The 18,834-nt window shown below is 38.0% G+C and carries 17 protein-coding genes; 2 read left to right on the top strand and 15 right to left on the bottom strand.

The window, feature by feature from the left end:
- Positions 1 to 5: 5 nt before the first annotated feature.
- The 15 genes from rnhB to rpsB all read right to left on the bottom strand — a co-directional run bounded on the left by rnhB (position 6) and on the right by rpsB (position 14,883).
- Complete coding sequence (gene rnhB, locus OW492_RS05895; protein WP_290039006.1) at positions 6 to 617, bottom strand: ribonuclease HII; 612 nt, start codon at positions 615 to 617, stop codon at positions 6 to 8.
- Between the two features lie 30 nt (positions 618 to 647).
- Complete coding sequence (lpxB, locus tag OW492_RS05890; protein ID WP_290039005.1) at positions 648 to 1,787, bottom strand: lipid-A-disaccharide synthase; 1,140 nt, start codon at positions 1,785 to 1,787, stop codon at positions 648 to 650.
- A 149-nt stretch (positions 1,788 to 1,936) separates the two neighbouring features.
- Positions 1,937 to 2,725, bottom strand: coding sequence for an acyl-ACP--UDP-N-acetylglucosamine O-acyltransferase (gene lpxA / locus OW492_RS05885; protein ID WP_290039004.1), 789 nt, complete (start codon positions 2,723 to 2,725; stop codon positions 1,937 to 1,939).
- Complete coding sequence (gene fabZ, locus OW492_RS05880; RefSeq protein WP_113817947.1) at positions 2,725 to 3,177, bottom strand: 3-hydroxyacyl-ACP dehydratase FabZ; 453 nt, start codon at positions 3,175 to 3,177, stop codon at positions 2,725 to 2,727. The genes lpxA and fabZ overlap by 1 nt, the downstream gene beginning before the upstream one ends.
- Before the next feature lie 10 nt (positions 3,178 to 3,187).
- Entirely contained in the window at positions 3,188 to 4,210 is a 1,023-nt protein-coding gene (lpxD, locus tag OW492_RS05875) for a UDP-3-O-(3-hydroxymyristoyl)glucosamine N-acyltransferase (protein ID WP_290039003.1), read from the bottom strand.
- A gap of 8 nt (positions 4,211 to 4,218) precedes the next feature.
- Positions 4,219 to 4,728: an OmpH family outer membrane protein gene (locus OW492_RS05870; protein WP_290039002.1), complete on the bottom strand. Its 510-nt coding sequence runs from the start codon at positions 4,726 to 4,728 to the stop codon at positions 4,219 to 4,221.
- 91 nt (positions 4,729 to 4,819) lie between these two features.
- Positions 4,820 to 7,243 (bottom strand): outer membrane protein assembly factor BamA, encoded by a 2,424-nt coding sequence (gene bamA, locus OW492_RS05865; RefSeq protein WP_290039001.1) that lies wholly within the window; start codon positions 7,241 to 7,243, stop codon positions 4,820 to 4,822.
- Positions 7,244 to 7,360: 117 nt separating this feature from the next.
- Positions 7,361 to 8,734: a sigma E protease regulator RseP gene (gene rseP / locus OW492_RS05860; RefSeq protein ID WP_290039000.1), complete on the bottom strand. Its 1,374-nt coding sequence runs from the start codon at positions 8,732 to 8,734 to the stop codon at positions 7,361 to 7,363.
- Positions 8,728 to 9,924: a 1-deoxy-D-xylulose-5-phosphate reductoisomerase gene (gene ispC / locus OW492_RS05855; protein WP_290038999.1), complete on the bottom strand. Its 1,197-nt coding sequence runs from the start codon at positions 9,922 to 9,924 to the stop codon at positions 8,728 to 8,730. Before ispC ends, rseP begins: the two co-directional genes overlap by 7 nt.
- 2 nt (positions 9,925 to 9,926) lie before the next feature.
- Positions 9,927 to 10,778: a phosphatidate cytidylyltransferase gene (locus OW492_RS05850; protein ID WP_290038998.1), complete on the bottom strand. Its 852-nt coding sequence runs from the start codon at positions 10,776 to 10,778 to the stop codon at positions 9,927 to 9,929.
- 51 nt (positions 10,779 to 10,829) lie between these two features.
- Entirely contained in the window at positions 10,830 to 11,573 is a 744-nt protein-coding gene (uppS, locus tag OW492_RS05845) for a polyprenyl diphosphate synthase (protein ID WP_290039115.1), read from the bottom strand.
- A gap of 66 nt (positions 11,574 to 11,639) precedes the next feature.
- Positions 11,640 to 12,197: a ribosome recycling factor gene (gene frr, locus OW492_RS05840; RefSeq protein WP_290038997.1), complete on the bottom strand. Its 558-nt coding sequence runs from the start codon at positions 12,195 to 12,197 to the stop codon at positions 11,640 to 11,642.
- Between the two features lie 49 nt (positions 12,198 to 12,246).
- Positions 12,247 to 12,987: a UMP kinase gene (pyrH, locus tag OW492_RS05835; RefSeq protein WP_113817955.1), complete on the bottom strand. Its 741-nt coding sequence runs from the start codon at positions 12,985 to 12,987 to the stop codon at positions 12,247 to 12,249.
- Between the two features lie 194 nt (positions 12,988 to 13,181).
- Positions 13,182 to 14,051, bottom strand: a complete 870-nt coding sequence (gene tsf, locus OW492_RS05830) for a translation elongation factor Ts (protein ID WP_290038996.1) — start codon at positions 14,049 to 14,051, stop codon at positions 13,182 to 13,184.
- A gap of 100 nt (positions 14,052 to 14,151) precedes the next feature.
- Entirely contained in the window at positions 14,152 to 14,883 is a 732-nt protein-coding gene (rpsB, locus tag OW492_RS05825; protein ID WP_113817957.1) for a 30S ribosomal protein S2, read from the bottom strand.
- A gap of 400 nt (positions 14,884 to 15,283) precedes the next feature.
- Here rpsB and map point away from each other — a divergent pair, with 400 nt between their 5' ends.
- Both map and glnD read left to right on the top strand, forming a co-directional pair.
- Positions 15,284 to 16,072 carry a type I methionyl aminopeptidase gene (gene map, locus OW492_RS05820; protein WP_290038995.1) on the top strand — a complete coding sequence of 263 codons (789 nt, stop codon included), beginning with the start codon at positions 15,284 to 15,286 and terminating at the stop codon, positions 16,070 to 16,072.
- 58 nt (positions 16,073 to 16,130) lie between these two features.
- Positions 16,131 to 18,740, top strand: coding sequence for a [protein-PII] uridylyltransferase (gene glnD, locus OW492_RS05815; protein ID WP_290038994.1), 2,610 nt, complete (start codon positions 16,131 to 16,133; stop codon positions 18,738 to 18,740).
- Positions 18,741 to 18,834 lie beyond the last annotated feature (94 nt).

The following is an 18,834-nucleotide window of genomic DNA, read 5'->3' as shown; positions in this document are numbered from 1 at the left end:
GAATTCTACTTAGATGTGGCAGTTAAAATAGCTTTAACAGGTTTAAAGCTTTGACGGTATTCAGCAATCACACCATGTGTTTGTAATGCTTCGAAATGTGCTTTAGTAGGATAACCTTTATGTTTAGCAAAGCCATAAGCTGGGTAGCGTTTATCCAACTCTACCATTTCGCGATCGCGTGTTACCTTAGCAACAATAGAAGCTGCACTTATCTCTGCTACACGTAAATCGCCTTTTACCACAGCTTCACTGGGCATTGGCAAGTTAGGGCAACGGTTACCATCAATAAAGACATAACTCGGCTGAATAGATAATCCTTGGACCGCTCGTTGCATTGCCAGCATAGTTGCATGCAATATATTGAGTTTATCTATTTCTGTTGGTGAAGCTCTTCCGATGCTCACTGCTAATGCATTTTCATTAATTTGATCAAATAACAGCGCTAACTTCTTTTCACTCAACTTCTTCGAGTCGGTTAAACCAGTAATAGGTTTATTTGGGTCTAAAATAACTGCAGCTGTGACTACATCACCAACCAGAGGCCCACGCCCAACTTCATCTACCCCTGCAATATTTGGTAAATCAGGATAGGCAACTTCAGGAAACTCTGTTTTCATGTTTACTCTTCTCTATTGATAATATCTAAATTAACGATTTAATAAGTTAATCACAGCATTGGCTGCTTGTGTATCTGCATCACAACGGATTTGTTGATGTAGTTCAGTAAAAGTCTCTATCATTTTTTGGCCATCATGCTCAATTAAACGCGTTAATTCAGCAACAATTTTATCCACAGTGCAATTATCTTGGCTTAACTCTTTAACCACCTCTTTATCGGCAATCAAATTAGGTAAGGAAGTATACTTCACTTTGACCAACGCTTTAGCAATCATATAGGTCAGTGGTGAAACTTTATAGGCCACGACCATCGGTGCTTTAGCTAACATAGCTTCTAATGCTGCTGTACCAGAGGCTAATAAAACTAAATCAGCAGATTGTAAAATAGCACTAGATTGGCCATCAAATAAGGTAATTGGTAATGGCGACGCAAGATCTTCTATTTGAGCTTCAAATTGTTGTTTACGACGCTCATTAACCACTGGAACAACAAAACGATAATCCGGATATTTTTGGTGGATAACTTGAGCTGCTTGTAAAAAGATAGGACCTAGCATTTCCACTTCTGCTTTACGGCTGCCAGGCAATAAAGCTAAAACTTTTTCATCGGGCCCTATTTGTAATTGCGCTCGAGCTCCTAATTGATCACGTTTAAGAGGTAATTGGTCTGCTAGTGTGTGTCCAATGAATTGACAAGGGACATCAAACTTATCGTAAAACGCTTTTTCAAAAGGTAAAAAAGCAAGCACTAAATCCGTAGCTTTAGCTATTTTATGAATACGCCATTGCTTCCAAGCCCAAACAGACGGGCTAACATAATGGATGGTTTTAATACCTTGTTGTTTTAACTTAAGTTCAACAGTTAAATTAAAGTCAGGTGCATCGATACCAATAAAAATATCCGGTGGGTTATTGATAAAATGCTGAGTAATAGATTTACGAATACGTAAAATACTACGTAATTTACCTAGTACCTCTACAAACCCCATTACCGATAAGGCCTCTAAAGGGTGTAAAGCAGTACAACCTTGAGCAATCATGCGAGGACCGGCAATACCTTCAAAAATAGCATCAGGATATTGCAACTTCAGTGCTTTGATTAAGCCTTCTCCTAAAATATCACCCGATGTTTCTCCAGCGATTAATCCAATACGTAATGGTTTAGTCATGACTCTCTTCTTTTAGTTTTCAGGTTATACCGATGACATTAAATAAATACACTCTTTTAATAGAAGACTTATTTAATATAACTAATACTACAGGTAAAAAAAAAGGCTCAAAAAGAGCCTATTTTTTAAAATATTTTAAACAAATCGGCTTAGCGAACAATACCGCGATTCTCGTCAGAAATAAAATCTAACAAGGTTTTTAACTCTGGACATTCTTCAACATTAGCTGCAATTTCAGCTTTCGCCTCGGCAAGTGTATTGCCTTGACGACATAGTGATTTGTAAGCACGTTTAATATGCATAATTGTTGCACTACTGAAACCATGACGTTTCAAGCCAACTGAGTTAATACCTTGTGCTTGAACATAATTACCAGATGCCATAAAGAAAGGTGGAATATCTTTATTCACTGCTGAACAACCACCAATCATTGCATATTCACCAACACGAGTGAATTGATGTAAGGCAGTTAATCCACCAATAATCACGTTATTAGCTAGCTTACTGTGGCCCGCCAACGTCGCATTATTAGATAAAATAATGTTATTTCCTAACATGCAATCATGAGCAACATGCACATAAGCCATTAATAAACAGTTACTGCCAATTTTAGTCAGGCTTTGATCCTGGGCAGTACCGCGATGAATAGTACAGCTTTCACGGAATACATTGTTGTCGCCAATCTCTAAATAGGTTGTTTCACCATTATATTTTAAATCTTGGCAGTCTTCACCAATAGAGGCAAATTGGTAAATTTTATTACCCTTGCCCATTTTAGTGGTGCCTTTAATAACAACGTGTGGACCAATCCAGCAATCATCACCAATTTCAACATTATCGCCGATAATGCTATAAGGACCGACCTCTACATTTTTTCCGATGATTGCATTTTCATGAATTATCGCTGTTGGATGAATATTTGCTGTTGAATCAATCATTAGATCTCTCTTCTTGCACACATAATTTCTGCTTGACAAACCACTTGTCCATCAACTTTAGCTTTACACTCAAATTTACCCATGCCACGTTTTTCGCCGATACATGTCACGTCTAAATCCAGTCTATCACCAGGAACAACTGGTTTACGGAATTTTACTTTATCAATTGAAGCAAAGAAGTATAGTTCATTTTCAGCAGGCTTCCCGTGCTTAGTAAACGCTAGCACACCCGTTGCTTGTGCTAATGCTTCTAAAATTAATACCCCTGGAAATACTGGAGTACCTGGGAAATGCCCAGTGAATTGAGGTTCATTAAACGATACATTTTTGTAACCCTGTAACGTTTCACCTGGTACGTGATCGACAACACGATCAAGTAATAAAAATGGGTAACGATGCGGTAGAAGATCCATGATCTCCTTGATATCAAGACTATTTAATTCGTTTGACACGATAACTTCCTTAGTTTTTTTCTTCTAATTGCTTTTCAAGCTGTTTTACACGCTTGAATAATTCTTCAATTTTTAATGTATAAGCCGTTGTTTTACGCCACAGTTTACTCTCTTGTGCAGGCACACCAGAAGAATAGACGCCTGGTTTTTTAATACTACGCATAACCATAGTATCACCAGTAATAACAACGTTATCTGTAATTGTAATATGGCCATTCATTGCCACACTACCACCAACAATACAATGTTTACCTATCACTGTACTGCCAGCAATATTGGTACCACCCGCAATTGCGGTATGCTCACCAATTTGAATGTTATGTGCGATTTGACATTGGTTATCAATTTTGACACCTTTGCCAATCACAGTATCAGAAAGCGCTCCCCTATCGATACTAGTACTTGCGCCAATTTCCACATCGTCACCAATAATGACTTTACCAATCTGCGGAATTTTGACCCAAGTCCCTTGATAAGGTGCATTACCAAACCCATCAGAGCCGATAATAGTATTGGCATGGATAATTACGTTATTACCAATCTCGCAGGTATGATAAACAGTAACATTAGGGTAGATTTTACAACCTTGCCCTAATTCAGCACCTTCACCGATCACTGCATTAGCAAATATCTGGCTATTATCGCCAACCTTAGCATTTTTACCAATCACAACATTCTCTGCAATAGCAACGTTCTTACCAATGCTAGCAGTTTCATGAATAACAGCAGAATCTGCAATGTTTGCACTCAAGTTTGGCGTTGTATCAAATAATCGAGCTAATAATGCATATCCCACGTATGGGTTATCCATGAATAACGCATTGCCAGTATAAGAGTCCTTTAATTCGTTAGGCAATACGATAGCGCTAGCTGTGCATTCAGATAATCGTGTCAGTAATTTCTTATCTGAAACAAAGGTAATATCCCCTTGTTTTGCACCATCAAATGTTGCCAAGCGCTCAATGATTAAATCACCATTTCCGCCTAATTGAGCCGATAGCTGTGTTGCTAAACTTGCTAATGAGTGAGCCATAATAAAACCTACTTAGTACTAATTTCTTGAATAACTTTATCTGATATATCTAACGCAGGTTTAGAGAATACAATTTGCTCGCCATTTAAAATAATATCGTATTGGCCTTCTTTAGCAATCGTACTGATCACATCACGTACTACAGCTAATGATTTTTGCTGTTCTTCACCTTGACGACGACGTTGATCTTCTTCAAATGCTTTACGGCTTAATTTATATTCAGATACTTTAACTTCTAGTTCACGTTGTAACTTAGTTACTTCGCTCTTACCTAGCAATTCACCATCTTTTTGGATTTTAGTTTGTAACGTTTTAATCTCTTTTTCTAGAGATTGTAGCTTTTCATAACGCCCTTTGAATTCCGCTTCTAGTTTTTTAATAATACGTTCGCGTTGTGGAGATTCTTGCATTACTTTTGATGGAAATACTACACCAATTTTTTGTGCTTCTGCCGCATTTGCAGCTGAAATAGTCCCCATTGCAGTTGCTAATGTAATAACTTTAAAAAAGGTCTTCATGTTGTAACTCCGTCTTAATAAAATAGTTATAAAAAGAAAAAATAAGTGCGTGTATACGCACTTTCATTGGCTCAATCAAGCAACACACTAACTAGAAAACATCACCAATATTGAATGAGAATATTTCAGTTGTATCTCCTGCATAGTCTTTTAATGGTACAGCTAATGTAAAGACTAATGGCCCTAAAGGCGACACCCAAGTTAATTGAGTACCCATTGAAACACGCGTTCGCCCGGGTTTAGAATAGTCCCCTGCGTAATCACAATTACTAGAACAACTGTAAGAAGAATAAGTATCGTAATCAAACTCAGTATCCCAAACTTCACCGGCATCAATAAACACACTGCTACGTAATTGTCTTGAATAAGCTTCATCTAAGAACGGCGTAGGGAAAATAAGTTCCGCACTTAATGTATATTTTGCATTACCACCTACCGCACTATCAGTGTAAGTATTCGTTGTATTACCGCTATTATTAACCCCCGTATAGAAAGCACGAGGGCCTACTGAGTTACTCGAAAAACCACGTATAGTTCGATAACCACCTACATAATAGTTCTCAAAGAACGGCAGAATTTGATCACTTCCTTCGAAAGTACCATAACCATTACCGTAACCTAAACTACCGCGCAATAATGTCGTCCATGAACCATCAAGTGTTAAGCGTTGATAATTACGAATATCAAAATTGATTTTGAAGTATTGTAAATCTGAACCGGGTATAGTCATTTCACCTTTTAGCGTGTGTGACATACCTTGTGTCGCTAACTGCCCTCTATCGAGATTGTTACGGGTCCATGTTGCACTTGCATCAAAGTTCTTAAAGTTAGCACTACCATCAGACTTTTGGAATGAGCCATAGATATCCCAGAAATCGCTTAATTGCTCATAACCATTTAACTGTGAAATACCATTATTTTCCCAGCCAATACTGAAGCCTAAACGGTTAATCTCATTGACAGGGAATCCTGCACTTAACTTCAAACCGTAAGTTGTATTAGTATAATCGACAATGTTTGCATCACCCGCTTCAAATTTATTGTAATAAATTTGAGCTCCACCGCTCACACCGTCTTTAGTTAGGTAAGGAGTAGTATAACTAAGGTCTGCACTTAAACTGTAATCATTAACTTTGGTTTGTAATGATATTTTATCACCACTACCAAGGAAGTTACTTTCTTGGATACCACCACTCAAGCTAACACCCGAATCAGTACCAAAACCAATACCGGCATTAAAACTACCTGAAGATTGCTCCTCTACGTTTACGTTCACATCGACAAGATCATCACTCACACGCTCTGTATCGATATCCACTTTTGAGAAAAAGCCTAAACGGTTTAAACGCGCACGAGAAAGTTCGATGTTTTCGCTAGATAGCCAACCACCTTCCATTTGACGCATTTCACGACGTAGTACCACATCTTTTGTTGTAGTATTACCAGAAATATTAATATATCTCACGTAACCACGTTGCCCTGGGTCAACAGAGAAATTCACTACAACAGTATTAGTTTCGTCATCAATCTCAGGGTAAGTATTAATTTCAGGGAAAGCATAACCTAAACGCCCAAAGTATTTTCGAATACTCTGTTCAACAGCAGCGACTTCTGATGCCGCATAAACATCACCCTTTTTAAAAGAGACTAGGCTTTTGATATCTTCATCATGACCTAATAAGTCACCAATAAATGTCACATCAGAAACATTATAGATATCGCCCTCTTTTACGTTAACTGTCACGTAAACGCCTTTTTTATTTGGTCTAAGAGCAACTTGAGTTTCATCGATTTTAAAACGAATGTAACCACGATCTAAGTAATAGCTTTTGATAACTTCTAAATCACCGGATAGTTTTTGCTTTTGATAATTATCATCAGCAAATAGATCCCACCAACCATTAGATTCGCTAAGTGTTAAACGTTTTAATAATTGTTCGTCTGAATAAACACTATTACCAACAATATTAATTTGTTCTATTTTTGCAGTTAACCCTTCACGAAAAACAAACTGTAAAGAAACACGATTTCTTGGTAGAGGAGTCACAATGGTTTCTACTTGTGCAGAATATTTACCTACACTGTGATAAAAATCTTCTAAGCTTTTTTCAATACTGGTTAACACAGTCCTATCTAACGTATCACCGACCTGTATTGATGATGACTTTAATGAATCTAAGATTTGTTCTTCACTTAACTTATCATTACCAGTTAATTCTATAGCACTGATAGTTGGGCGCTCTTTAACTTTAAAAACAAGTACAGAGTCATCTCTGAACAATTGAATAGATTCAAAGTAGCTGGTGCTATATAACTTTTTTATTGCTTGAGACAAGTCATAATCATCTACTACATCTCCTTCTCTAATTGGCAAACTTAGTAATGCAGCGCCTAAAGTGACACGTTGTAAGCCTTTAAATTGTAAATCGGAAATGGTGAACTCTTCAGCAGTAACAAAGTTAGAAAAGCACCCTGTGACAGTTAATGCCATGGCCAACAAATATTTCTTAAACATTCTCTACGAAATCCTTTACTGCACTGAAGTGCAAAACAGTTTAAACATATAGATTAATAGCGCAGTGTATCATTATCATTTAATGATAATTACTCTCACTGCCTATTTATTTGTACTTTATAATAAATTAAGGTCATTAAGTACGGCGATTGACATAAAAGTAACCAGTACCGCAGCACCGATTTTAAAACCAATTTCTTGAACTCGTTCAGATACTTCTTTGCCTGTCACAGCCTCGATAAAGTAATACACTAAGTGGCCGCCATCTAATACTGGTAATGGGATCAAGTTCATAATACCCAAGTTAACACTGATGAGCGCTATAAACCCTAAAAAGTATACAAACCCATAGTCAGCACTCATTCCGGCGCCTTTAGCAATACCAATCGGTCCACTCAAGTTTTTAACCGATAAATCGCCCGTGACTAACTTGACTAAGGTGTTAAAGGTCAATTCAGATAATTGCCAAGTTTTATCGATACCTTTTAACACTGCATCGACAACACCATATTGTAGATTAACACGGAATTGTTCAGGGTAATCATCAACCTGTGGTGCCAATCCAATAAACCCTTGAACCATCCCATCGGCTAGTTCTCTGGAGTCAGGTGTTAATGTTAAGGTTTTACTTTCAGCTTGTCTTTCAATCTGTAACTGTAATGAGTTATTCGGATTATTTTGAATTAATTCAACAAATTGAGCCCAGTCATCTAATGCTTGACCGTTAATCGTAAGCAGTTTATCACCTTTTAAAATACCACTGCGCTGCGCGGCACTATCTTCGCTTATGTTCGCAGCAATGAGATGTACCTTTGGAGAATATGGGATAAAACCAAGGCTACTCACTATTGATTGCTTTTTAGGGTCAAACAACCACTTTTGTAATGAGACTGTGTAAGTCTGGCTTGGTTCATTAACTATTTGTGAGTTAGAACGCAAAATAGGTGCAATAGTCAGCTCAACACTAGGTTCACCAATTTGAGCGACTAATTCCAAGTTTAATGCTTCCCAGTCATGTACTGGTTGACCATTTACCGCTTCAACTTCAAACCACTGCTGTTTGATGACACTCGCTGGAGAGCCTTCTTTTACACCATTCATAATTGGTTTAGCGCTATTTACACCAATGCTGTACATAAAGAAGAAAGCAACAATAGCCAGTAAAAAATTAGCTATTGGCCCAGCTGCGACAATGGCAATACGTTGCCAAACAGTTTTATTATTAAAGGCAAATTCAGCAAGTTCTTCAGGCACTTCTTCGACTCGGCTGTCTAGCATTTTCACATAGCCACCTAAGGGAATTGCGGCGACCGCAAATTCAGTGCCATGCTTATCTATTTTTTTAAATAAAACTTTACCGAATCCTAGAGAGAAACGATGTACTTTTACACCGCAGCGACGAGCTACCCAAAAGTGCCCATATTCGTGAATCGCTACTAAAATACTTAATGCAATAATGAATGAAGCAGTATTCCAAAGAAAATCTAACAAGTGATACCTCGATTAATAATGTCAGCAGCTGATTGTCTGGCTATTTTATCGATCAACAGTAACTCGTCAATTGTTGATATTGTTTGTGGTGTTAACTGATTTAAGACACTTTCAACGACTACAGCAATCGCAGGGAAAGAGATACGTTCATCTAAAAAAGCTTGTACTGCAATTTCATTAGCAGCATTGAGTGTCGTCGTCGCATGTTGGCCTTGATAACATGCATCAATGGCTAATTTTAAACATGGATAGCGATTAAAGTCAGGAGCTACAAAGCTAAAATCGTTTGTGCTGAAGAAATCAAAATCAGAAACACCACTTTTGATACGCTTTTCACCACCCATTACATGCGCAATAGGCACTCTCATATCAGGGTTCCCCATCTGCGAGATCACACTACCGTCTTGATATTGCACCATAGAATGGATCACTGATTGAGGATGAATAATGACTTGTAACTGTTCTTTATTAGCATTAAACAACCATTTAGCCTCAATATACTCTAAGCCCTTGTTCATCATAGTTGCTGAATCAATAGATATTTTAGGCCCCATCGACCAATTTGGATGTTTAACAGCGGTAGCGGGTGTAATGGTCGAGAATTCAGATAAGTCTTTATTAAGGAATGGACCACCCGATCCCGTTAATAATATTTTAGAGACACCAGCCTCTTGTAAATCGCAGTGCCCAATAGTGTCTTGTAAGCTTGTCGACATAGATTGAAAAATAGCATTATGTTCGCTATCAACAGGCCACAACTTCGCTCCAGAGGCTTTTACTGCTTCAATAAACAGTGCTCCAGACATTACCAGTGATTCTTTATTCGCGAGGAAGATTTCTTTACCAGCATGTACAGCTGCTAATGTTGTTTTTAATCCAGCAGCACCAACGATCGCGGCCATTACCGAATCAATCTCGTCACTCCCCAATAAAGCAAGTACATCTTGCTCATTAAGCACTTGGCAAGACAAGTTATGGTCTTGTAATTGTTGCTTTAATTGGGTGGCAGCTTCTACACTAGCAAGTGCAACATACTGAGGTGTGAATTCGATACATAACGCCAGCATTTTTTGCACATTGCTAGCGGCATAAAGAAACTTCACTTTATATAGTGTTGGATTCTGACGACAAACACTGAGCGTGCTATCACCAATAGAGCCGGTCGCTCCTAATACCGCTAAATTTTTCATGATTAAGCTAACCAATAAATATAGATAAGCGCAAAAACAGGCACTGCCGCAGTAAGACTATCGATACGATCTAAAATCCCACCATGGCCCGGCAATAAATTACTACTATCCTTTAGCCCAGCTTCTCGTTTAAAGATACTTTCAGTTAAATCACCTAACGCAGAGACTAATGTCGTAATAATAGAAGCGATGAAAAAGGTCGTGAGTTTATTATCTGCTATCGAAAAATACTGGCTAGCAAGGTAAGTAACAATAACCGCGCAGACTAATCCACCTAATAAACCCTCAACCGTTTTACCTGGGCTTACATTCGGGGCTAATTTACGTTTACCAAACTGGCGTCCTGCAAAATAAGCACCGGAATCAGCAGCCCAAACAAGTAGAAAAACATACATCACTAATTGAGAGCCAAAATAGAAATCAACATTCATATTTACCGAACGTAAGACCACTAATCCCCAGAAAAATGGTACTAACGTTAATAAACCGAATAAAGCCTTGATAGCTCGGCTAGATTTCCACAGCGTAGCAGAAACTGGGTAACGTATAACCATTAATAAGGCAACGCACCACCACACAGCAGCAACAATTAGACTAGATGATATGTAAGGGTTTAATGTTTGCTCTATCCAAATATGTTCAGAGGGCATCAAAAATAGGCTGAGGCCTAAAACAATTGCAAAAAGATATAAGATTTTAGAGGAAGGCTCTTTACTAACAAATCCAGCCCATTCTTTACTAGCTAATAAAAATACAATCGTAGCGAATAATATAAAAAACTTAAGTGGTAAGAAGAAAATAGCGGCAATCGCTAATGGCGCTAATACCAGCGCAGTTATAATTCGTTGTTTCACAGAAAAGTCCCGTTATTGTCTGTAGACCAAAAATACCTAGCTTGGTATGAGTTAGCAGTTAACTTGCGCGCTAGTTTGTCCAAAACGTCGCTCTTTACCTGAAAATACATCGAGTGCTAACTGGAAGGCATCCGCATCAAAATCGGGCCATAATGTATCGGTAAAATAAAGTTCAGCATAAGCTAATTGCCATAATAAAAAGTTGCTAATGCGGTAATCACCACCTGTTCGAATCATCAGATCTACACTAGGCAAGTCACTTAAACATAGGGTTTTGCATAATAAGCTTTCATCAATATCATCAACAGATAACTCACCATTTTTTACTTGGGTTGCAATATTTTTAGTTGCATTGGCTATATCCCAGCGTCCACCATAGTTAGCTGCTACGTTAAGCGCCAAACCAGTATTGTCTTTTGTTAACTCCTGACCTTCTTTCACTTTCTTTTGTAGTCGCTCACTAAAGCCTGAGATGTCACCTATGATGGTTAGTTTAATATTACTTTTATGTAATTTTTTAATTTCACGCCCTAATACCATAAAGAAGAGCTCCATCAACATGCTCACTTCTTGTTCTGGACGTTTCCAATTCTCGCTACTAAAAGCAAAAATAGTTAATGCTTCAAGTTTGCTATCTCTTGCAAAGGTGATCGTTTTACGTAATGCCGTCACGCCATGTTTATGGCCAAAAACGCGATGTTTGCCTTGTTTTTCAGACCAACGACCATTTCCGTCCATAATAATTGCAACGTGTCTTGGTAGTTTTTTATTAAGCGTTTCTGAAGTCACAGTAATCCTTTACAAAAAGTAAAATGCACCTGATACAAAGTAGAAGGTGCATATATTAAATAATAGCCAGAATTAAACTTCTAACAATTCAGCTTCTTTAATAGCTAATACTTCATCTACTTTTTTGATGCTTTCATTAGTCGCTTTTTGAACTAATTCTTCACCTTGTCTTTGTTGATCTTCACTGATCTCTTTCTCTTTCTCAAGATCTTTAAAGTCACCGTTAGCATCACGACGGATATTACGGATAGCAATACGTGTATTTTCAGCTTCTCCACGAACAACTTTAATTAGGTCCTTACGACGCTCTTCAGTTAATGGTGGTAAAGGAATACGGATAACCGTTCCTGCTGACATAGGGTTTAAACCTAAGTTAGAGCCCATAATCGCTTTTTCTACAGCTGCAATTAATGTTGCATCAAATACAGTAATCGTTAATGTACGTGCATCTTCAGTTGATACGTTACCTACTTGACGTAATGGTGTATTTGAACCGTAATAAGGCACCATGATACCGTCTAACAAACTTGGGTGTGCACGACCTGTACGCACTTTTGCTAATTGGCTTTTAAATGATTCGATGCTTTTATTCATGCGTGTCTGAGCATCATCTTTGATTTCATTAATCATATCTTCTTCCTAACTTATTGAGTCTATATCAATGCTATTTCATTGATAGTTAAATATTTTCTTCTGCGTGAGTAATAGTTGTACCTTCATCACCACCTAAAACCACACGGCTTAATGCACCTGGTTTGTTCATGTTGAAAACACGAATAGGTAAGCTATGGTCACGAGCTAAGGTAAAGGCTGCTAAATCCATTACTTGTAATTCTTTTTCCAATACAGTTTGGTAATCTAATACACTGTACAACTTAGCATCCGGGTTTTTAACAGGGTCTGCATCATAAACACCATCTACTTTAGTCCCTTTTAACACAGCATCCGCTTCAATTTCGATACCACGTAAACAAGCAGCAGAATCCGTTGTAAAGAATGGGTTACCAGTGCCTGCAGAGAAGATAACCACTGTGCCTAGCTTTAGATATTTAATCGCTTCAGCCCAGTTATAATCATCACATACGCCGTTTAATGGGATAGCCGACATTAAACGAGAGTTAACATGTGAACGATGTAATGCATCACGCATTGCTAAACCATTCATAACCGTTGCTAACATGCCCATGTGGTCACCTACAACACGGTTCATACCTGCTTGCGCTAAACCTGCACCACGGAAAATATTACCGCCACCAATCACTAAACCCACTTGTACACCAGATTCGATTAAAGACTTAATCTCTAATGCCATACGATCTAGCACTTTTGGGTCTATACCAAACCCTTCTTCTCCAACGAGAGCTTCACCACTCAATTTTAATAAAATACGACGATAAGCAGATTTTGGGTTAGTGCTCATAATTCCATTCCTTAAGTTGAAATAATACCGATTTTTTAAAAAAATTATAAAAAGAGTTTTAAAAAATAGGTCTAAAGTAGGTGATTATCCGGAAAATTTCTATTACTTTTTAATATAAAAGAACCGCAGTCATGCCGCGGTTCTTTTTTACAACGGTCTATGTGTTAAACATTACCTATTGTTTTTGAAGTAGATTACTTAGCAGCAGCCATTGTTGCAGCAACTTCAGCAGCAAAATCTTCTTCTTTTTTCTCAATACCTTCACCAACTTCTAGACGAACAAAAGAGACAACGTCTGCATTTGCACCTTTAAGAAGTTTAGCAACAGAGATTGATGGGTCTTTAATGAAAGATTGACCAGTTAAACTTACTTCACCAGTAAATTTAGCCATACGACCATTAACCATCTTCTCTGCGATTTCAGCAGGCTTACCACTTTCGATCGCGATTTGTAATTGAATTTCTTTTTCTTTAGCAACTACGTCTGCTGGTACATCTTCAGGTTTAACAAACTGAGGAGCAGCAGCTGCAACGTGCATTGCAATATCTTTAGCTAATTCAGCGTCACCGCCAGTTAGCACAGAGATAACACCGATTTTACGGCTATGTACGTAAGCGCCTAGGTTTTCACCTTCAACGATTTGTAAACGACGTACAGAGATATTTTCACCGATTTTAGCAACTAAGTTTTCACGAGCTTGATCAACAGTAACGTCGTCATATGCAAGTGCATTTAGTGTTTCAACTGAATCAACTTTGTTTGCAAGTGCGATATCAGCAGTTTTTTCAGCAAATGCTAAGAAGCTTTTATCCATTGCAACGAAGTCTGTTTCACAGTTTACTTCGATGATTAATGCAGTAGTACCGTCAGTTTTAGCAAAGATAGCACCTTCAGCAGCAATACGGCCTGCTTTTTTAGCTGCTTTAATTGCACCTGATTTACGCATGTTTTCAATTGCAAGCTCGATGTCACCATCAGCTTCAACTAATGCTTTTTTACAATCCATCATACCCGCAGCTGTGCGGTCACGAAGTTCTTTAACTTGCTGAGCTGTAATAGCCATTGTATAAATTCCTGTTATTAGTTCTATAAAAAAGGGGTCATAAAGACCCCTGATAACCAACCAATGATTGGTTAATAAGAGCTTCTATTATTAGAAGAACTTATTTCTCAGCTGATTCTTCTTCAACAAAACCTTCTGCAACTACTACTTCAGCAGTACGGCCTTCTTTAACAGCTTCAGCAGCTGCACTTAAGTAAAGCTTAACTGCACGGATAGCATCATCATTACCAGGAACGATGTAATCGATGTTATCTGGGCAAGAGTTAGTATCTACAACAGCGATAACTGGAATACCTAGGTTATTCGCTTCTTTAATTGCAATGTGCTCGTGATCTGCATCGATTACGAAGATTGCATCTGGGATACCACCCATGTTTTTGATACCACCAAGTGTTTTTTCAAGTTTTTCTAATTCACGAGTACGCATTAGCGCTTCTTTCTTAGTTAACTTGTCAAAAGTACCGTCTTGGCTTTGAGTTTCAAGATCTTTCAAACGTTTGATCGATTGACGAACTGTTTTCCAGTTAGTCAACATACCACCTAACCAGCGGTGATCAACGTAGAATTGATCACATGAAATAGCAGCTTCTTTAACAGCTTCTGAAGCTGCGCGTTTAGTACCAACAAAAAGGATTTTACCTTTTTTAGCTGCTTTAGCTTCTAAGAAGTTAAGCGCTTGGTTAAACATTGGAACTGTTTTTTCAAGGTTAATGATATGAACTTTATTACGAGCACCAAAAATGAATGGTTTCATTTTTGGGTTCCAGTAACGAGTTTGGTGACCGAAGTGAACGCCTGCTTGTAGCATATCGCGCATTGATACTGTTGCCATTTGAATTTCCTCTTAAGGGGTTAGGCCTCCACACATCCCATACACTCGACCATTTATTTCTTAAACAGAAAAAGGCACCCCGAGTGACGTGTCGATGCGTGTGTGTTATTTAAATAATAATCTTTAATATTCAATATTTTATAGATGCTGAACAGATTATCTGGATTATTTGAGAAAGCGACCAAAAAATTAATCTATCAATCTCGGTGCGCTTTATACCATAGTTACCCAATTAGCTCAATAAATAGCGTATCGAATAATATTTTTTTTGAGTCGGTAATTTAATAGTAATGAGTCCTTTGGTTTAAACAGGGTTGCTATTATTTTGTCTAGCACCAACGCTCAAAATTCTTTATAGTTACGCTATAAATTTTTATTCAAAAAAGTGTAGAGAACTCTCATGGCAGGACTAATCAAAACCCCAGAAGAAATAGAGAAAATGCGTGTTGCAGGTCAACAAGCAGCTGATGTATTAACTATGATTGAACCGCATATTAAGAAAGGTGTAACAACCAATGAGTTGAATCAACTTTGTCACGACTATATAGTCAATGTACAAGGTGGTATTCCAGCACCTTTAAATTACCACGGTTTTCCTAAATCAATCTGTACTTCATTAAACTACGTTGTATGTCATGGAATTCCAAATGACAAACCATTAAAAGACGGCGATGCCCTGAACATTGATATCACTGTAATCAAAGACGGTTACCACGGTGACACATCAAAAATGTTCATGGTTGGTAAAGGAACTATTCTTGCTGAACGTCTATCTCGTGTTGCACAGGAATGCTTATACATTGGTATTAATATGGTTAAACCTGGTGTACGTTTAGGCGATATCGGTGCCGCGATTCAAAAACATGCTGAAAATCACAACTACTCAATCGTACGTGAATATTGTGGCCATGGTATTGGTGCAGGTTTCCACGAAGAACCACAAGTATTACATTACGGTAAAAAAGGCACTGGCGAAGTATTAAAAGCAGGACAATGTTTTACTATTGAACCTATGTTGAATGCCGGTAAACGCGACTGTAAAGTACTTCGTGATGAATGGACAGTTGTTACTAAAGATAAAAAACTATCTGCACAATGGGAACATACTTTATTAGTAACAGAGACGGGGGTTGAAATTTTAACATTACGTCCTGAAGAGACAATAGAGCGTATTATTAACCCAGCATAAACGTAAAAACAGCCTGCATGCACTCTCTTGTGTGCGGGCTATAATATCGAGGCTTTAAATGGACTTTGAACAATATTCTCCGATAAATATTCAACCACAAGATCTAACGATTCCTTTTCTCAAAAATCATCTCCAAGCATTTTCTGACTGGCAACTTGAACAGTTTAAGGCTAAACAACATATTAACGATATTGTAGCTATGCGTGCACTGTATGTGGATGAACTACTGGGTCGACTATGGGATCTAGTGGGACTAGATGAAAGTTACGATCTAAGTTTATTAGCAGTTGGAGGGTATGGCCGAGGTGAGTTACATCCAAAGTCTGACATTGACGTATTAATACTCTCAGACCATGGTTTTAGCCAAGCTTCTGAAGAAAAAATAGGCCAGTTAATCACCTTGCTCTGGGATTTAAAGCTCGATGTAGGTAATAGCGTACGCACCATTCAAGATTGCATCGAGCAAGGCAAAGCAGATATTACTATTGCCACCAGCATGATCGAGTCTCGATTATTAAAAGGTAACCAACAAACCTTTGATAAGCTACAAGAAGTGATTGCTGAAGATGACTTTTGGCCATCGGATAAGTTTTTCACCATCAAAAAAGAAGAGCAGTTTGGTCGCCATAAAAATTGCCGAGGTGACGGTTATACACTAGAACCTGATATTAAAAATGGTTGTGGTGGTTTACGAGATATTCAAACCATCGCTTGGGTTTCTAAACGCCATTTTGATGCACAAAGCTTATTAGAACTAACCTCATACGGTTATATTACCCAAGCTGAATACCATGAAATCAGTGACTGCCAATCGCAATTATGGACAATTCGTTTTGCTCTGCATACCGTGACTAACCGTCCAGATAACCGCTTATTATTTGATTTTCAAAGTGATGTAGCCAAGTTATTAGGTTATACCGGACAACGTAATGAAGCCGTAGAACAGATGATGAAAATGTTCTATCAAACCATTCGTCGCGTTAAAGAGCTTAATGAAATGCTATTACAATACTTTGATGAAGCGATCTTAGGTAATGTTGCAACAGAGTTTCATGAAATTGACGAACACTTTAGAATTCGCGGAAATAAAATTGAATTGACCACCTCGGGCTATTTTCAAGAAAACCCAGAAGCTATTATTCAATTATTTGTTCATATCGCAGATGATACACGTATCAAAGGCATCTACTCAGCAACCTTAAGAGAGTTACGTGAAGCACGTAGATGTTTGACCCATTGGCTACAAAATATCCCGGAGTGCCGTTCGGTATTTATGGAGATTATCAAGCATCCTCGAGGCATGGGCTTACCTTTTACTTTAATGTATGAACATGGAGTATTGGCTGCTTATATACCACAATGGAGCCGTATTGTGGGGCAAATGCAGTTTGACCTATTCCATGCTTATACAGTAGATGCACATACACACAAACTTGCTAAGTTAATTAATAATTACCCTAATAGTAAAGTTGAGCATCCTTTAGCTCACGAAATATTCAAGAACTTAGAAAAGCCAGAACTACTGTTTTTAGCGACAATTTTCCACGATATCGCCAAAGGTCAACAGGGAGATCACTCTACATTAGGTGCTGTTGATGCTTTAGCATTTTGTGGTTTGCATGGTTTAACCCGCTATGAAAGCAAAGTAGTGGCTTGGTTAGTTGAACATCATTTAACCATGTCAGTAACGGCACAACGCCGTGATATTAGTGATCCTAATGTGATCATTGAATTTGCTAAAACAGTAAGAGATGAGAAACACCTTAATTTACTTTATTGCCTTACTGTTGCTGATATCTGTGCGACTAATGAAGATACGTGGAATAGCTGGAAAGCGTCCCTATTACGTGACTTATACTATAAGACTTTAACCATGTTACGCCGTGGTTTAGAAAACCCGCCTGATGTTCGAGACAGAATTCGAGATCGCCAATTTAAAGCCCTAGCCATTTTAGCCGAGCAAGGTATTAGTGAAGCGCAAGTTCGCCCTTTATGGAAACGCTTTAGACTTAACTATTTTTTCCGTTATACCTCGGCACAAATCTGTTGGCATACTAAGCATTTGTTAGCACATCAAGATCACGAGCGTCCTTTGGTATTAATTAGCACCGAAAACACACGTGGTAGTGAAATATTTGTTTATAGTAAAGATATTCGAACGCTGTTTTCATCAGTGGTTACTGAAATAGATAATAAAAAACTCAGTGTACAGGATGCAAAAATTCTATCGAGCCGTGATAATTATTCACTCAGCACATTTACTGTATTAGAAGAAGATGGTGAGCATATTGATGTTGATAAGATCCAACGCGTAAAAGAAGCGATCATTGATACATTATTAAAGCCCCACATAGTTAACTCTAATATTATTCGTTTAGAGCGAGTAAAAAGGCCTTTTAAATTTGAACCTCAAATTACCTTTTTACCTACACGCCGCAAACGCACACAAATTGAAGTGGTTGCCTTTGATGCACCAGGTATCCTAGCGAATATAGGCACAGTATTTGTAGAGCATGGTTTAATGTTGGATACAGCAAAAATTACTACGATTGGTGAGAGAGCAGAAGATTTGTTCATCGTTTCCACTGTTGAAGGTGATGCGTTAACTAAGGAACAGGAAGACGCCTTAAAAACTAGCCTAATGTATGAATTAAGTCCAAGTACATAAGACTCAGCATGTGATCAAGAACCATAGTAAAAAGCCAGTGCTCTAAACACTGGCTTTTTACTAAGTGATAAACTAAAGATTAAAAAGTTAATCA

This window comes from Psychromonas sp. 14N.309.X.WAT.B.A12, assembly GCF_030397575.1.
Lineage (GTDB): Bacteria > Pseudomonadota > Gammaproteobacteria > Enterobacterales > Psychromonadaceae > Psychromonas.
This window is presented reverse-complemented; position numbering and strand designations above follow the sequence as displayed.

Bases quoted from the DNA above. Each gene is read 5' to 3' on its own strand.
- bamA (WP_290039001.1), bottom strand. From the start codon at position 7,243: ATGTTTAAGAAATATTTGTTGGCCATGGCATTAACTGTCACAGGGTGC.
- map (WP_290038995.1), top strand. From the start codon at position 15,284: ATGGCAGGACTAATCAAAACCCCAGAAGAAATAGAGAAAATGCGTGTT.
- lpxA (WP_290039004.1), bottom strand. From the start codon at position 2,725: ATGATTGATTCAACAGCAAATATTCATCCAACAGCGATAATTCATGAA.
- ispC (WP_290038999.1), bottom strand. From the start codon at position 9,924: ATGAAAAATTTAGCGGTATTAGGAGCGACCGGCTCTATTGGTGATAGC.
- pyrH (WP_113817955.1), bottom strand. From the start codon at position 12,987: ATGAGCACTAACCCAAAATCTGCTTATCGTCGTATTTTATTAAAATTG.
- lpxD (WP_290039003.1), bottom strand. From the start codon at position 4,210: ATGGCTCACTCATTAGCAAGTTTAGCAACACAGCTATCGGCTCAATTA.
- glnD (WP_290038994.1), top strand. From the start codon at position 16,131: ATGGACTTTGAACAATATTCTCCGATAAATATTCAACCACAAGATCTA.
- rnhB (WP_290039006.1), bottom strand. From the start codon at position 617: ATGAAAACAGAGTTTCCTGAAGTTGCCTATCCTGATTTACCAAATATT.
- rpsB (WP_113817957.1), bottom strand. From the start codon at position 14,883: ATGGCAACAGTATCAATGCGCGATATGCTACAAGCAGGCGTTCACTTC.
- lpxB (WP_290039005.1), bottom strand. From the start codon at position 1,787: ATGACTAAACCATTACGTATTGGATTAATCGCTGGAGAAACATCGGGT.
- frr (WP_290038997.1), bottom strand. From the start codon at position 12,197: ATGATTAATGAAATCAAAGATGATGCTCAGACACGCATGAATAAAAGC.
- OW492_RS05870 (WP_290039002.1), bottom strand. From the start codon at position 4,728: ATGAAGACCTTTTTTAAAGTTATTACATTAGCAACTGCAATGGGGACT.
- tsf (WP_290038996.1), bottom strand. From the start codon at position 14,051: ATGGCTATTACAGCTCAGCAAGTTAAAGAACTTCGTGACCGCACAGCT.